The sequence below is a fragment of the Actinophytocola sp. genome (assembly GCF_035634895.1).
In the GTDB taxonomy this organism is placed as follows: Bacteria; Actinomycetota; Actinomycetes; order Mycobacteriales; family Pseudonocardiaceae; genus Actinophytocola.
Map to the genome: position 1 here is coordinate 20,227 of NZ_DASQCC010000149.1, position 15,011 is coordinate 35,237.

At 73.0% G+C, this 15,011-nt stretch carries 11 protein-coding genes; 7 read left to right on the forward strand and 4 right to left on the reverse strand.

Annotated features, from left to right (window positions below):
• Positions 1-12: 12 nt before the first annotated feature.
• A complete protein-coding gene (locus VET29_RS21930) occupies positions 13-663 on the reverse strand; it encodes a response regulator transcription factor (protein WP_324923423.1) in 651 nt (216 codons plus the stop codon).
• The gene (locus VET29_RS21935) at positions 651-2,888 is read right to left on the reverse strand and encodes an ATP-binding protein (RefSeq protein WP_324923425.1); all 2,238 of its coding nucleotides are present in this window, start codon (positions 2,886-2,888) and stop codon (positions 651-653) included. The genes VET29_RS21930 and VET29_RS21935 overlap by 13 nt, the downstream gene beginning before the upstream one ends.
• Before the next feature lie 160 nt (positions 2,889-3,048).
• On the opposite strand from VET29_RS21935, the gene VET29_RS21940 reads away from it, so the two are divergent.
• Genes VET29_RS21940 through VET29_RS21950 form a run of 3 tightly spaced genes read left to right on the forward strand, consistent with a single transcriptional unit; the run spans position 3,049 to position 5,705 of the window.
• Positions 3,049-3,534 (forward strand): hypothetical protein, encoded by a 486-nt coding sequence (locus tag VET29_RS21940; protein WP_324923427.1) that lies wholly within the window; start codon positions 3,049-3,051, stop codon positions 3,532-3,534.
• Between the two features lie 4 nt (positions 3,535-3,538).
• A complete protein-coding gene (locus VET29_RS21945) occupies positions 3,539-4,651 on the forward strand; it encodes a hypothetical protein (protein WP_324923429.1) in 1,113 nt (370 codons plus the stop codon).
• A 13-nt stretch (positions 4,652-4,664) separates the two neighbouring features.
• Entirely contained in the window at positions 4,665-5,705 is a 1,041-nt protein-coding gene (locus VET29_RS21950) for an alpha/beta fold hydrolase (protein WP_324923431.1), read from the forward strand.
• 94 nt (positions 5,706-5,799) lie between these two features.
• Here VET29_RS21950 and VET29_RS21955 read toward each other — a convergent pair whose 3' ends face one another.
• Complete coding sequence (locus VET29_RS21955) at positions 5,800-6,876, reverse strand: alpha/beta hydrolase family protein (protein ID WP_324923432.1); 1,077 nt, start codon at positions 6,874-6,876, stop codon at positions 5,800-5,802.
• Between the two features lie 150 nt (positions 6,877-7,026).
• Here VET29_RS21955 and VET29_RS21960 point away from each other — a divergent pair, with 150 nt between their 5' ends.
• Both VET29_RS21960 and VET29_RS21965 read left to right on the forward strand, forming a co-directional pair.
• Complete coding sequence (locus tag VET29_RS21960) at positions 7,027-7,650, forward strand: TetR family transcriptional regulator (protein WP_324923434.1); 624 nt, start codon at positions 7,027-7,029, stop codon at positions 7,648-7,650.
• Between the two features lie 11 nt (positions 7,651-7,661).
• A complete protein-coding gene (locus VET29_RS21965; protein ID WP_324923436.1) occupies positions 7,662-8,513 on the forward strand; it encodes an LLM class flavin-dependent oxidoreductase in 852 nt (283 codons plus the stop codon).
• 99 nt (positions 8,514-8,612) lie between these two features.
• On the opposite strand, the gene VET29_RS21970 is transcribed toward VET29_RS21965, so the two are convergent.
• On the reverse strand, positions 8,613-11,207 hold the full coding sequence (locus VET29_RS21970; RefSeq protein ID WP_324923438.1) for an AAA family ATPase: 2,595 nt from the start codon (positions 11,205-11,207) through the stop codon (positions 8,613-8,615).
• Positions 11,208-11,435: 228 nt separating this feature from the next.
• Here VET29_RS21970 and VET29_RS21975 point away from each other — a divergent pair, with 228 nt between their 5' ends.
• Positions 11,436-13,769, forward strand: a complete 2,334-nt coding sequence (locus VET29_RS21975) for a helix-turn-helix transcriptional regulator (RefSeq protein ID WP_324923440.1) — start codon at positions 11,436-11,438, stop codon at positions 13,767-13,769.
• 42 nt (positions 13,770-13,811) lie between these two features.
• Positions 13,812-15,011: right-handed parallel beta-helix repeat-containing protein (locus VET29_RS21980; RefSeq protein WP_324923442.1), on the forward strand; the 1,200-nt coding region annotated here is incomplete at its 3' end.

Genomic DNA, 15,011 nt, shown 5'->3' on the forward strand with positions numbered 1-15,011 from the left:
GGGACTCGCGGGTTAGAGGTCTTCCCAGGTGACCAGTTCGTCTTCTACGGCTCGTTTCAGGAGGTCAGCTTTGGTGCCGGCGGCTCGGCCGGCTTCGGCGTACTTGGCGCGGGCGCGTTCTATGTGGCGGTTGACCGCGCTCAGGGACAGGTACAGGCGGGTGGCGACCATCTGCTTCGAGGAGCTGCGGAACCATGCCAGCAGCACCTCCTTCTCCCGTGGCGAGAGCCGCGGGCGGTCGGGCGCCGGGTTGTTCGCCATCGCGCCGGCCAGGGACGGCGAGACGTACTGCTCCCCGGCCGCCGCCGCGCGGACCGCGGACACGAGGTGCTCGTTGCTCTCGTGCTTCGTCAGGTACGTCGTCGCGCCGCCCGCGATGCAGGCCAGCGCGGCCGCCTGGTCCTGGCGGTGCGTGTAGACCACGACCCGCCGGCCGGCCGTGGCCAGGCGCTTCAGGTCGTCGTAGCCCGGGACGCCGGGGCGCAGCTCCAGGTCCAGCACGACCACGTCCGCCCGGTCGCCCGGCTCGGTCCACGCGGTCATGATCGAGTCGCCCTCGGCCGTCACCCTGATCGGCGGGTCGGCGGACTCCATCCACAGGCGGACCCCCAGCCGCATCGCGGGATGGTCGTCGACCACCGCCACCGTGATCACATCGTCCATCGTGACTCCACCCAGATTCGTTCGTCCAGCGGAAGGATCGTCGTCTCGATCGGGTGCCCGTCCGCCGGCAGGTCGACGGGCGACGCGTCGGCCACCACGCTGACGGTCACCGCGGTCTCGTCCGCGTCGATGGTCAGGCGGGCCGTCGACTCCGCCAGCGCCAGCACGGTCAGCGCCGGCCCGGTGAGCGCACGGCGGATCTGCACCGGGATCGACGGCCGCTGCCCGCTCAGCAGCAGGTCGACCACGACTCCCTTGCGCAGCGCCACGTCCATCACCGCACGCAGCTCCTCGACCAGCGGGTCGTCGTGGTCGGTGCGTTCGGCCAGGAGCCGGCGGATCACCGCCGCCGCGACCGCGCACCGGTGCCGTACGTCCCGGTCGCCCGGATCCAGGTGCCCGTCCGCCAGTCCGGTGAGGATCGGCGTGATCGTGGGCATCAGCTCGGCGTACCGGCCCTGGCGGTGCTGGTAGAGCCGCTCGGCGGTCTCGTGTGCGGTGATCACCCGGGCCGCGCGGGCACTGTCCTCCTCGGCGTGTTGCGCGAGCACCGTCAGCGTGTGACCGCACGCGCCGAGGGCGAGCTGGAAACCCAGGATCGGGATCGACACGTTGAGCGTGCGCAGCAGCGTCGCGGAGTCGAACTGCTCCACCAGCCCGAACTGGACCAGCGTGGCGCCGACGTGGACGCCGAGAACCACGATCTGCGCCCGCAACCCGCGGTCGAACAGCAGCATCGTGATGAACCAGCCGACGGTGCCGTAGCTCCAGTGTGCCGCGGTCATCTGGTACGGCGCCGGAACGTCGGCCGTCGCGACCACCGACGCGAGCAGCACCACTCCGAGCAGCGGGTACCGCAGCACGCCGATGGACCGGTTGGCGGCGATCGGCACGGCCGTCACGACCACCACCAGCGCGAGCGCGGCGAAGCAGGCGATCTCCAGCGGCGCCGACGTGTACTGGTCGAGATGGGTCAGCAGCATCGGCGTGTTCATGCCCACCAGCACCGCGCCGGCGATCAGCACCGTGGCGACGCGGATCCCACGCAGGAACCGCTCCGCCCCGACCGTGCTCGGCGGCTCCGGCGGCAGCTCCGCGAGTGTCCACATCAGACGGACGGTCGTGCCCGCGGCCGGCGCCGAGGAGACCGTCGCCGAGCCGTGGATCCGGCCCATGCGTTGCTCGATCGACCCGCTGAGCCCGAAACCCTTGCGGGACGGGGACTCCGTGTCGAACCCGCGGCCGGCGTCGGTGACCTCGACGGTCACCGTGTGGCCGGTCCGGGTGGCACGCACGGTCGCCGCACCGACACCGGCGTGCTTGGCGACGTTGCCGAGCGCCTCACGGACCGCGCCGCAGAACGCGGTCGCGACATGACCGGGCACGGCCAGCGGGACGGTCTCGAAGTCGACCCGCACCGCGGCCTGCCGGCACACCTGCGCCAGCAGGTCGTCCAGCGCCACGGACTCCGCGGTGCTCGGCAGGGCGCTCGCGGTGCCGATCGTCTCGAGGTCGGCGCCGGCCCGCCGGGACAGCCAGTCGTCGCGCGCGGCGAACACGCCCTCGCCGACCATGAGCAGCGTGTTGGCGACCGTGTCGTGCAGGACGGCCACGTGCTCGGCCTCGTCGTCCCGCAGCGCCCTGGCCACCTCGGCCTGCCGGCGGGACGCCTCGGTGCGCGCGCTGATGGCGTCGGCCCGCCGGGCGCCCTGCCGTACCAGCAGGTAAAGCACGCGGGACAGCGCGCCCTCGGCGAGCATCCAGACCGCGATCGCCGTCGCCGCGCCGGGCGCGTCCGGTACCGCGAGCACCGCGCCCACCCCGTACGTGGCGGACACCAGCACGGTCGCGAGCACCGCCAGGAACGGGCTGAGGTACCACTGGAGCGCGACCACCGTCATGGACACGACGACGCTCACCCAGCCGATGCCGTCGGCGAGGTAGGCGTCCGGCACGGTCCACTGCTGGGTCAGGCCGACCAGCGCGACGAGCGCGAGGTCGACGCCGAACACCCACCCCCGCGGGTTGCCCGAGCGCATTCGCGTCAGGTACGGATATTGCCAAACGAGCAGAATGCCGGCGAGAATGGCCGTGACCACTTTTTCGGCGGGCTGTGCCACCGGTACCGCGAAGAGTGCCGCGAGGATCACGACAATCGCTCGGGTCACCCCGACGTACCGGTAGCTGAGTGCGCGGAGGCGTTGCTCCGCATAGCCGATTGGCACGATCGACTAATCGGCCGCAGGCTGCACATTGTTGACACGGATGTGACGATCAGTCCATAACAATTGTGTTTCGACTGCTTGACCAGCCATTCTTCGGTGCCTCCCGTGTTGGTTGATCGACCAATACCGCCTGGCGGCCGGATCCGGTGAGCTTGCCGGCATGGCGGAGATGTTCTCTCAGGTGTACGACCGGTGGCTGTGCGCACGGCTCGACCTGGAGCTGGTGCGGCTGCTCGGCGAGCTGCGTGCGATGGACCCGGCGATCACCCGGCAGCAGCTGATCGTCCAGCAACACCAGAGCTATCTGGGCGAGGTGGAGGTACCCGCGCCACGGGACCCGGCCGCCAAGCGGGAGTGCGTCGACAACCTGCGCAGCCGCCGCCGGTACCGCGCGGAGCTCGACGGGGTCACCGGGTTCCGCGAGCTGCGCCGCTGCCAGCGCGACGAGGCCTGCCAGCGGCTGGAGGAGCTGCTGGCGAAACGAAGCCGGCTGATCGAGGACACCGTGGGCCGGCTGCACGGTCACGTCGCGCAGGCCAAGGCGCTCGGTGCGCCCCCGGGCCGTTCGCTCGTGGTCGACCTCACCGCGTACCTCGACCGGATCGCCGCGCTCGCCGAACCACCACAGGTGCCCCCGGAGGACTGACCCCATGAGTGAGGAGAGGGTCGCGTGCATGGTGGGCCCCTACGAGCTCGTCGAGCGGGTCGACGGTCCACTGTGGAGGGTGCGTGGCCCGGACGGGGCGCCGTACAGCCTGGTCACCGGCGACCACGGGCTCGGCGCGCGGCTGCGGCACCTGCGGATCCCCGGCATGGCCACGCTCGTGGACCGGGGTCCCGGCTACCTCGTCTACGAGGACCTGCCGGGGACCGACGTCGCCACCGAGGTCCGCGACCGGGGGCCGATGAAGGGGGAGCGGCTCGTCGAGCTGCTGCGGGTGACCGCGCGGATCATGGCCGACCTGCACCGGGTCGGCGCGTCGCACGGGGGGCTCGGGCCGCGGTCGGTGTTCCTGGCGGGGGACCGGTTCGTGGTCGCGGGTCCCGGTGCGGCCGGCGGCGCCGACCTGGTCGCGTGGGCCGACCTCGCCCGGTTCGCGGCGACGGGCGAGGGGTCGGTGCCGCTGGCGGATCCGTTGGCGGACCTGGTGATCGACTGCTCGTGCCTGCCGGTGGACCGCCGCCTGTCCGCCGCCGAGGTGTGCCGGCGCGTCGAGCTGCTCACCGCGCCCCGCCGGGGCGCGGGCTGGGCCGAGCTGGGCCGGCTGGTCGGCACGCGGCGGTGGCCGAACACCCGGCGGGTGCCGCGCCCGCTCGTCCGTGCCTACGACGAGCTGTACGGCACCGCGCCGATGCTGGAGCTGCTCTACCAGTTCGCGGCGCACGACGAGCGCGAGGGGACCGGCTGGTCGCGGCGCCGCAGGGGCGACCGGATCGAGTGGGCGCCGCTGGTCGCGGCACGGGGTGGGCCGGGGGAGCAGGTGACGGTGGCGGTCGAGCTGCGCAACCGCGGCCGCTGGCACTGGCACAACCGGTTCCTGCGGCGCACCGGACCCCGTTACGGGCCGCACATCCTCGACACCCCGGAGCTGGTGCCGGTGCCGGACATCGGCCCGGGGCACGGGGTGCTCGTTCCCGTCGACGTCGTGCTGCCGCGGGGGGCCGGCGTGTACGGCCAGCGCGTCACACTGGTCGACGAGGACGGCTACTGCCGGTGTCCTCGTGCCGAGGGCAGCGTCATCGTGCGCGCGCATGTGGGCTAGAGCGGAGAGTGCCATGTCCTACCACTGGGCGATCGACCCCCGGGACCTGTTCGCCGAGCGGTACCGGCAGATGGTCGGCGGGGGCCTGCCCGCCGACGACGTCGACGAGCTGTCCGAGGCGGTCGGCGACATGTGGTCCGACGCGCCCGGCGGCTGGGTGTACGAGTGGTCCCGGCTGGCCGCCGAGTACGCCGAGCAGCGGCGGCACCATCTCGCGGCGCAGGCCTACGGGTGGGCGAGGTTCCCCACGCTGGCCGACGGCGCGCGGCGCGCGGCGCTGGCGCGACAGGTGGAGCAGTACCAGCTCGCCGCGCCGGAGTTCGGCGTCGGGTTCGAGCGCCGCGTGCTGACCGTGCCCCACCGGGACGGGACCACGGCGGTGCCGGTGCACCTGCTCACGCCGCCCGGGTGGTCCGGTGACACCCCGGTCCTGCTCGCCGGCGGCGGCGTGGACACGTGGCGGATGGACCTGCACACGATCTTCGAGACGTTCGCGTTGTGCACCAGGATGTGCGTGCTCGCCTTCGACGTACCGGGGACCGGCGAGTCGACGGTGCCGATGGCCGACGGGGCCTCGGTCGTGTGCGGGTTGGTCGCCGAGGCCCGCGGGATCGGTGACGGTCGCGTGGCACACCTCGGCATCTCGATGGGCGGGCACTTCTCGGCGCGGACCGGCCTGGCCGGCGAGGTCGACGCGGCGATCGTGCTCGGCGGTCCGGTCGAGCGGTCCTTCGCCCCGGGGCGGAGGTTCGCCACCGGCATGCGGGACATCGTCGGCAACGCACTGGGTTTCGACCGCCCGCCGACCGATGCCGAGCTGGCCCCGATCTGGCCGGCGTTCGACCTGCGCCCACTGCTCGACCGCGCCGACAACGCCCCGATGCTCGTGATCAACGGCGCGGACGACGTGTACGTGCCCCGGCACGACACCCTCGTCTTCGAGGGCCGCCGCGACACGGAGGTCCATCTTGTCCCCGGCGCCGGCCACTGCGCGGTCAGCAAGCTGCCCGAGGTCATCCGAGTCATGTTCGAGTGGCTCGCACGAGTGTGGTGAGCCCTGGTCAGTCGTCGTCGCCGTGCCGGGTCGGGGTCACGTAGTGGGTGTCGTGCCGGACCGCCCGGGCATACGACGGCACCTGGGAGATTTCTCAGGACGGGGCGCCGAACTCGACCTCGGGGAAGCGCGGTGACGGGCCGTCCAGCAGGGGGCGGGTGCGGTGCCGCAGGTGCAGGTCGGCGAAGGCGGACACGTACGTGCGGAGGATCTCGACGGCGCGCGGGCCGGGAACGGGTTGGGACGGCCGGCCCAGCCACTCGACCACGACCGCGACGTCGCTGAACGACGAGTGGCCCAGGCCCGGCAGGTGCAGCCAGCGCCGCCAGCCGGTCAGGTGCGGCCATGTCCGGTCCCAGTCCGGGCGGTGTCCCGGCGTGCGGTCCTCGCCGCTCATGAGGAGGAACGGCCGCGGCAGGTCCTGGGTGAGTGGCGGCTGGAACGAACCGTCCAGGTTGGTCCCGGCGTCCACGCGCGGGTCCGCGAGCATCGTCGCGGCGGCGGCCGCGCCGCCGATCGAGTGGCCCGCGGCCATGATCCGGTTCGCATCGACCATGTTCCGGTACCTGGCGAGCACGTGGTCCAGCACGAACGAGATGTCCCGGACCCTGCTGGCGACGATCGCCGCGCCGCTCGCGCCGCCGTCGCACACCACGCACCTCGCCACGCGCCCGTCGGGGAACGTGACCGCCGCGCCTTCGTAGGTGTGGTCGATGCCGGCCACGACGTACCCGCGGCTCGCGAGGTCCTCGGCCAGCGTCGTCAACGTCCAGCGAGGGAAGGCCAGGCCGGGCGAGAGCACGACGAGCGGAAACCGGTGCCGGACCGGCGGTGCCCCGGCCCGCGCGTGTGTCCGGACCCGGGTCAGGGCATCCGCCGGCACGCCGGTGATCCCGTACAGGTCCAGCAGCAGCCGGGATTCCTCGGCGCTCGCGTACGGCACGCGCGCACCACGTGCCGCCGTGGCCGGGTACCACACGGAGACCATTAGCTCGCGTGGTCCGCCCGGCACCCACGGGTCCGGTCGGTCCACGTCGACCAGATGAAGTCGTTGCACGCCAACGGGGTGCGGTCCGGTCGGGGCGGGCAGCACCAGCACGTCCGGTTCCGCTCGGGCCGGCGCGACGAGCACCGCGGCCATCACCATGCCGGTCAGGAAGTGTCGTATCACGACGTCGACGCTAGGAAGCCGGCCCACGCCAAGGCATCGGTCGGTCGTCAGGGTGGGCCCCCACTTTCGTCAGACCGGTACTTCTGGTCGGCCAGGATTGGAGACACACTAAATTTGGGGTTTCTATAATATTGGTGTTACCCTAACTATGTGGCACTGGGATTGCGAGAGCGCAAGAAGCAGTGGACACGGCAGCGGATCGCCGAGGTGGCGGTTCGCCTGTTCGGGGAGCGCGGGTTCGACAACGTGCCGGTCACCGAGGTGGCCCGGGCGGCCGACGTCTCCGAGGCCACGGTCTTCAACTACTTCCCCAGCAAGGAAGACCTCGTCTACCAGGGCATGGCGGAGTACGAGAACACGCTGCTCGAGGCTGTCCGCGACCGTGCCGCCGGGGTGTCCGTGCTGGACGCCTTCCGCGATTTCCTGCTGCGCCCCGGCGGCGCGCTGGCCGATGACGATCCCGCGGCCGTGGCACGCATCGCCACGGTGGCGCGGATCATCGCCGGCAGTGCCACCTTGCAGGCACGTGAGCTGCGCATGGTCGACCGGCAGACCGCGGCGCTCGCCGAGATGATCGGCCGGCCAGGGGACTTCGAGCCGTGGGTGGTCGCGAACGCCCTGATGGGGGTCCAGCGGGCCATGAAGGAGGCGGTGCACCGGCAGGCGCTGGCCGGGCGCCGCGGGCCGCGGATCGCCCGGGAAGTCGTCGCCCAGGCACGCGTGGCGCTGGAGGTGCTCGAACGAGGGCTGGCCGGTTACGCCGCCACCCGCTAGGAGGGGAACCAATGCGTGTCAGCATCAGCGTGACCAACTACTCGTGGGAGGGCGGACCGGCCAAGCACCTGGATGCCGTCGCCCGGACCGCCGACGAGACCGGTATCGACACCGTGTGGGTGGCCGACCACCTGATCCAGGCCGACCCGATGGTCGACCCGACGCACACCGAACACCTGGAAGCGTTGACCACACTCGGTTTCCTGGCCGCGAGGACCGAACGCGTGCGGTTGGGCACCATGGTCGCGTGTGCGATGTTCCGGCCGCCGGCCGTGCTGATCAAGGCGATCAGCACGCTCGCCGTCCTCACCGAGGGGCGGGTGTGGTTCGGCGTCGGCGCGGGTCACCAGGCTGAGGAGGCCCGCGCGATGGGGCTGCCCTATCCGGAGACGGCCCGGCGGTTCGAGTACCTGGAGGACACGCTGCTGCTGGCCCGGCAGATGTGGGCGGGGGACGACTCTCCTTTCCAGGGCAGGCAGGTTCGGCTGGAGAGTCCGGTGAGCAGCCCCAACCCGGCGGTGCGGCCGCGGATCCTCGTTGGCGGGGCCGGCGAGCGCAGGACCCTGCCGCTGGTGGCCCGGCACGCCGACGCGTGCAACGTGTTCGACATCCCCGACGGGGACGCCACGGTTCGGCGCAAGCTCGCGGTCCTCGCCTCACTGTGCGAGGCCGTGGGACGGCCGTACGAGGAGATCGAGAAGACCATCAGCACCCGCCTGCTCCCCGGCGAGAGCGGCGCCGCCTTCGCGGAGCGGTGTTCCCGGTTCGCCGACCTCGGCATCGACCACGCCATCGTGATCACCCGCGACCCGTGGACCCCGGAAACGATCCGTACGACAGCCCGGGCGACGACGATCCACTGAGTCGCACGGGCGAAACCCGCTCGGCGTACTCCGGCCCCGTCCGCGGCCGGGAGACTGCACCGGCGGAACCCTTCCGCGTGCTGTGGCGACCCGCGAGAACTAGACGTACTCGCCGGTCAGCATCGCCCTGGACAGTTCGATCCGGGAGCGGTAGCCGGTTCGGGAGAACAGGCGGGAGAGCCTGCCCTCGACGCTCTTGTCGCTCGTCCGGAGCGCGGCCGCGAGTTGTTTGTTGCTCAGGCCGCCCGCCGCCAGCATCGCGAGGAGCCGCTCGTTCTCCGCGACGGTCTCCTTGCGGCCGGGGACCGGTACGGCGTGCTCGCGCATCAGGTTGCGCAGCCATGCTCGGTACAGCACCGCGTCCAGTGTGCCGAGCAGGTCGTACGCCTCGCCGAGAAGTCCTGGCTCGCACTGGCCGTGGCGTACCAGTCGCTCCAGCACGATCGCCTGCTCCAGGGGTTGTCCGCGGTGCCGGGCCAGCCGTTCGCACTCGCGGGCGGCCTCGTGGTCCTTCTCCACGGTCGCGCGGGCCAGCAGTGTCAGCAGCGTGACGCGGCTGGACGGGCTCAGCCGCGTCAGTTCGGACAGGGCTCGTTCGGCTTCGGTGCGGTCGCCGCGTTCCAGTGCCAGGTCGACCAGTTCGCTCCACACGAGGTCCATGCCGACCCGCGCCGGCGTCTGCGCCGCGCAGCGTTGGAGACGGGTGCGGGCGCCCTCGTCGTCGCCGAAGGCGCGGTCCAGTTGGGCCTCCGCGATGTCCAGCAGGTGCGCGAGCGTTGGCGGTGTGGCCCGTGCCAGCTCCAGCAGCTGCCGCGCCGCGGTCAGCTCACCGCGGGCCACCAGCACCGCCACCGTGCTCGCGGGCATGCCGGCCGAACGGGACTCGTAGCCGCGGTTGCCCGCGCCCACGACGCCGCGCCGTGCCAGGTCGACGGCCTCCGTCGCCGCGCCGCGGGCCGCCGCCAGCATGGACCGGCAGTGCGGGGGCAGGTCGTGGGCCGTCAGGCCCTCGTCCGCGAGCAACTGCTCGGCGCGGTGGCGGTCACCGGTGACCAGCAGGGCCGTGACGTGGCTTTCGACCTGGGTCAGCAGGTGCCGGCGCACCGACCGGAGCGGCCAGCTCTCCCGGTTGGCGAGGCTGTGCTCGAACCGCTCGGGGCGGCCCGTCCACAGCTCGGCCATCGTCCTGGTCAGCTCGCCGAACATCGCGGAGGTCGGGTTCTCCGCGCCCCGGTCGGCGCCGAGGGTGTCCCGCACCTCCTGCCAGCGGTCGAGCTGTCCGTAGGCGAGCGCTCTGGTGACGATCGAGCTGCCGCCGGTCGCCAGCGTGTGCAGTGCGTCGTGGTCGCCGGTGGCACCCAGTGCCGCGGTCGCCATCGCCCGGACCTCCTGCGTGCTGTCCGGGGGCAGGTGGCCGGCGTGGTCGCCGAGCAGGCGCCGCGCGCAGGACAGGCACTCCTCGTAGTCGCCGAGCAGGAAGCAGACCGTGGTCCGCATGAGCAGGACCAGCGCGCGCTGGCGGTCGTCGCGGGCCAGGTCCGCGGCGGCGGCGAGCCAGGGCAGCGCCGCCTCCGCCCGGTCGTCCCGCACGGCCGCGGCCTGGCGCAGGAGCTCGCGGAAGGCGCGGTCGGTGTCGACCAGCGCGCCCGCGTCCGCGATCCGGTCGGCCAGGTAGTTGCGGTCGGGGCACGCCGCCGCACCCGACCAGACGGCGGTCACCACGGCCGCCGAGAGCTGCCGGCGTTCGAACGGGCCCAGGCACGTGGACAACGCCGCGCCCACCAGCGGCACGACGAACCGCCACCCACCGCGGTGCACGACGCCGGCCTCCCGCAGGCGGCGCAGCAGTTCCTCGGCCTCGGTCTCGGGGACCCGCAGCACCTCCGCCAGCACCGCCGGCACCGCAGGCCCGAGCGGGGCGAGCACGGCGAGAGCCGTCGCGGCCGTCCAGCACGCGTCGCCCAGCTCGCGGACCGCCTCCACGAGTTGGATGTCCGCGGGCGGGGTGAGGGGGGTGTGCGGCCGGACCAGGTAGGCGGTGCGGTCGACGATCTGGATGCAACCGTTGTGCCGCAACGCTTCCACCGCGGCACGCAGCGCGGCGGGCAGGCCCCTGCTCAGCCGGCGGACGCGCCGGGTGAGTGCCGGTTCCGGTGTCGCGCCCAGCAGGTCGGTCACCTCGCGCGTCACGACGCGCTGGGTCCAGGGCGTGAGGTGGAACTCGTCGACGAGGTCCGCGGCCCGCAGGTCGTGCAGCAGTTCCGGGACGGGCGCGGGTGTCCGCACGGCACAGACGCAGCGGACGTTCGCCCGCACCAGCGCGTGCAGCACGGCCAGCGAGTCGGGGTCGAGCCACTGGGCGTCGTCGACGACCAGCGTGCCACCCGGTGGCAGCTGGGCGGCGATCGTGGCCGCCGCGCGCCGGGCGAGCTCCGGGTCGCCGGCGGCGCCCGGCACCGGGTAGACCAGTGCGATCCCCGCCTGGTCGGGCGTGGGCAGCCGCACCGCGTGCTCGCCGGGGGCGAACCGGATGGGCAGCAGGTCACCGCGTGCCGTGGCGCGGATCGCCATCATCCGGCCGCCGTCGTGCCGCAACCGGTCGCTCAGCCGGGCGAGCAGCGTCGTCTTCCCCGTCCCCGAAGCACCCGTGAGCAGCACGAGCGGCCGGGGTGCCGCCACGATGTCAGCCAGCACACGACCCTCCCCGCTGGTTCAACCAGTTGCCTACCAGTGAGCACGCAGATCGCGGCACGGAAGGTTCAGGTAGGGATATCCCTACCCCCGACGAGGGGAATCCCTCCGTGAAGACGCGGGCTACCACCCCCGCGCCGGGGGGACAGACCCAACGACACAGGCGGCTGAGCCGACGAACGTTCAAAGGGCAACCAAACGTCCCCGATTGACCGCAGAGGGTGTCCCTCGATGAGATGGCAACGCCAGGAACTCGTGGGGCGGCGTGCCGAGCTCGACGCGCTGCGCCGGGATGGTGCGGGACCCGCCCTGCTGGTCGTCCGGGGTCCCGAGGGCAGCGGCAAGACCGCGTTGCTGCGGCGGTTCCGCGCGGAGGCCGGGAAGATCGTCCTCGACCTCGGCGGCCGGGACGGGCAGGCGTCGTGGGACGAGTTCCGCGCCCGCGCGCTGCTTTCCGCCGTGCGGGCGGAGTTCGAGACGTTCGCCGACGCGCCTCGCGTGGCCGCGTCGATCGAGGCCGTGAGCCGGCTCTGCGTGCCGGAGTCCTACTCCTCGCCGGCGCGGCGGCACCGGCTGCTGGCCACCCTCGGGGTGCTGCTGGCCCGGCTGCGCGGCCCGCTGGTCATCCTGGTCGACGACGCCGACGACGTGCCGGTGTCCGCACTGGCCCCCATGCACCGCGCCGGGCACATGGTCGTCGCCGCGTGTGGTGCCGGCGCCCCGCGTGAGCTGTGCTCGCTCGCCGACCGGATCGTGGACCTCGCCCCGCTGACGGACGAGGAGGTCGGCCGGCTGCTGTGGCAGGTCGCGGCCGCGCCGGTCGACGAGGCGGTGCCGCGTGCGCTGCGTGAGCAGCTCGGCTCCCTGTACGGGAACGTGGGCACCCTGGTGTCCACTGTGGAGCGACTGTGGGACGAGGGTCGCCTCGCCAAGGTGCACGGCGTGCTGGCCCTGCGCTCGCCGCGTGCGCCGATCGCCCTGCCGGCCGGGCACCGGTTGCTGGCCGAGATCGACGCGCAGGGTGCCCTGGGACGGACACTCGTGGCGCTCGCCGCCGGCGAACCCGAGTTCCGCATCGACCGGATCCCCGCGCTGGCGGAGGAGACCGGGCACGCGGCACACGAGTACGGCCACGCAGCCGACCGGCTCGTGCGGGCCGGCGTGCTGGCACACGAGGCGAGTGGGCGACTGCGGTGCCGCAGCCGGGCGGTCGCGGCCGCGGCGGAGGTGCCGGCGGCACAGGTCGACGACGTGTGGCAACCCATCTCCGCCGGCGACTACGAGTGCCTCGCCGTGTTCGTCGCCGAGGCGGTCGAGCGCGGGGAGACGGGCGAGGACCTCGCGGCGGCCGCCGCGCTGGCCGCGATCCACCTCGGCCGGCCGGTGCCCGAGCACGTGCGTGCCGCGCTCGCCGACGGGCCGGTCGCGCTCGCCGACCGCTGGCTCGCCGGCGCGGAGATCGGCGTCGAGGAGTTCGCCGCGAGCTTCGCCCCGCTCCACCGCCGGTCCTCGCTGCCGACCATCGACGGATGGACGTCGCGTTCCGAGGAGTCCGTTCAGGACGCGCTCGCGCTCCGCGACCTCGTGCCTGTGTTCCGGTCTGTCCTCGGCCCGGTCTACGGCCTGCCGGTCGACGGCCCGGTCGCGGCCTACCACCGCGTCTGCCGCGGTTACATCGAAGGTGACTGGGTCGACGCACTCAGCGCGGCCCGGGAGCTGGAGCTGATGCCCACCTCCCCGCCCGCCAGTGGAGCGAGCCGGTTCGACACCGACCGCGCCGCCGCCCGGCTCCTCGCGGCCGAGATCTGCGGCTGGCGCGGAGAGGACCGCCAGGCCGCGGCCTGGCTGGCCGCCGCGGGTGAGGACACGGCCTACCCCGGGCTGCATGGCTGGGTGGCCACCGGGTTGCGCGACCACGCCGGCGAGGACGCCTTCGCCCACGGCTGGACCTGGTACCTGGCACACGCCACGGAGCTGGAGGAACCCGGCGCCGCGCGGCTGCTGACCCGGCTCGCCACGATCGCCGTCGACTCCGGCGACCGGTACCGGGCGCGTGCGGTGCTGCGCGAGACGCAGGCCCGCTACGGGCAGGCGTCCGAGACCACCCTGTTCGTGCGCGGGCTCGTCGAGAGGGACGGCGCGTCCGTGCGTGCCGCCGAGCGGGTCATCCGTGCACGGGGCAGCCGGTTCGAGCTGGCGCTCGCGTGCCAGTCCGTCGCCCGCGTCGACGGCGAGCCGCAGACGTGGCTCGCCGAGGCCTACGAGCTGGCGCGCTCGATCGGTGCGGCCAAGCTGGTGAGCACGACGAAAAGGACGATGGCAGGATGTGGCGTCGCGGTGCCCGTGCGCCGCACGCGGCACAGCGACGTGTCCGACCTGGAGCGGCAGATCATCGACCTGATCCGGTTGGGGCGGACGAACCGGCAGATAGCGCTCGCGTTGCGGGTGAGCGCGAAGACGGTCGAGAAGCACCTCACCAGGTTGTTCGCGAAGGCGGGCTGCCGGACGCGTCACGCGCTGGCGATGTCCGACCTCGGCGCACGGCAGGAACTTGTGGGCGCGTGACAGGAGCGCTGCGACCAGTGTTACGACGGAGGAGTCGCGACCGTGAGCAAGGACATCATCGTCATCTCGCAGACCCCGGGACGCGGGCAGCGCAGCATCTCCGACGCCGTGGCCGGCGCGCGGGAGGGCGCGCTGATCGTCGTCGGCCCGGGGCGTTACCACGAGAACCTGGTGCTCTCCAAGCCCGTCACGATCACCGCTGAGGAGGGGCCGGGCACCGTCCAGGTGGTCGCCACGACCGGGCCGACCGTGACGCTGTCCGCCGACTCCGCGGCACTGTCGGGCATCACGATCATCGCCGCCGACGCGGAGAGCCCCGCGGTGCTGGTCGTCCGCGGCCAGCTGTCCATCACCGAGTGCGAGGTGCGGGCGTCGGCGTGGGCCACCGTCTTCGCCCGCGACCGCGGCATGGTGCTGATGCGGGACTGCGACATCCGCAACACCGTCGGCGCCGGGGTCGTGGTGACCTCCACCGACGGCGGCGTGCTCGACGGCTGCCGGCTCGACGAGCTCGGCACGTCCGCGATCGTCGTGGCCGACGACGGCAACCTGCGGGTGCGCTCGTGCACGGTGCGGCAGGCCGCCGGCAACGGTATCTGCCTCAACGGCCGCGGCCAGCTCACCGTGGAGGACACCAGGGTCTCCGGAACCGGGAAGCCCGCCGTGGCGGTCGAGCAGGGCGCCGGCATGTCCGCCACCCGGCTGACGGTGGAGGACGTGGCGGCCATCGGCTTCTACCTGGCCACGAGCGAGCGGGTGACCCTCGAGGACTGCGTGGTCGAGCGTGCGGCCGGGGAGGGCGTGTTCGTGGCCGAGGGCTGCACCCCGACGCTGCGTGGCATGAAGGTCGCCGGCACGCGTGGCCGCGGCATGCACTTCGCCGGCCGGTGCGGTGGCACGGTCTCCGCCGCCACGGTGTCCGATGTGGACGGTATCGGCGTCTCCGTGACCGAGCGGAGCGTCACCGAGTTCGACCAGCTCACGGTGTCCGGGTGCACGCAGTCCGGGGTGCGCGTGGACGACGGCGCCGACCCGCTGATCCGCAGGCTGCGGGTGCTCGGCTGCGACGGCGACTCGATCGCGCTGGTGGGTAGCCGGGGCACCATCGAGAACGTCGAGGTCGACGGCGGTGACACGGGGCTCTCGGTCAGCGAGGGCGCCCGGCCGACCGTGAGCGGCCTGAACGTCCGCAAGACGGCGGGCGCCGGGGTCACCGTCACCGGGGCCGCGCTCTCGCTCGCG

Bases quoted from the DNA above. Each gene is read 5' to 3' on its own strand.
- VET29_RS21930 (WP_324923423.1), bottom strand. From the start codon at position 663: ATGGACGATGTGATCACGGTGGCGGTGGTCGACGACCATCCCGCGATG.
- VET29_RS21940 (WP_324923427.1), top strand. From the start codon at position 3,049: ATGGCGGAGATGTTCTCTCAGGTGTACGACCGGTGGCTGTGCGCACGG.
- VET29_RS21945 (WP_324923429.1), top strand. From the start codon at position 3,539: ATGAGTGAGGAGAGGGTCGCGTGCATGGTGGGCCCCTACGAGCTCGTC.
- VET29_RS21950 (WP_324923431.1), top strand. From the start codon at position 4,665: ATGTCCTACCACTGGGCGATCGACCCCCGGGACCTGTTCGCCGAGCGG.
- VET29_RS21965 (WP_324923436.1), top strand. From the start codon at position 7,662: ATGCGTGTCAGCATCAGCGTGACCAACTACTCGTGGGAGGGCGGACCG.
- VET29_RS21975 (WP_324923440.1), top strand. From the start codon at position 11,436: ATGAGATGGCAACGCCAGGAACTCGTGGGGCGGCGTGCCGAGCTCGAC.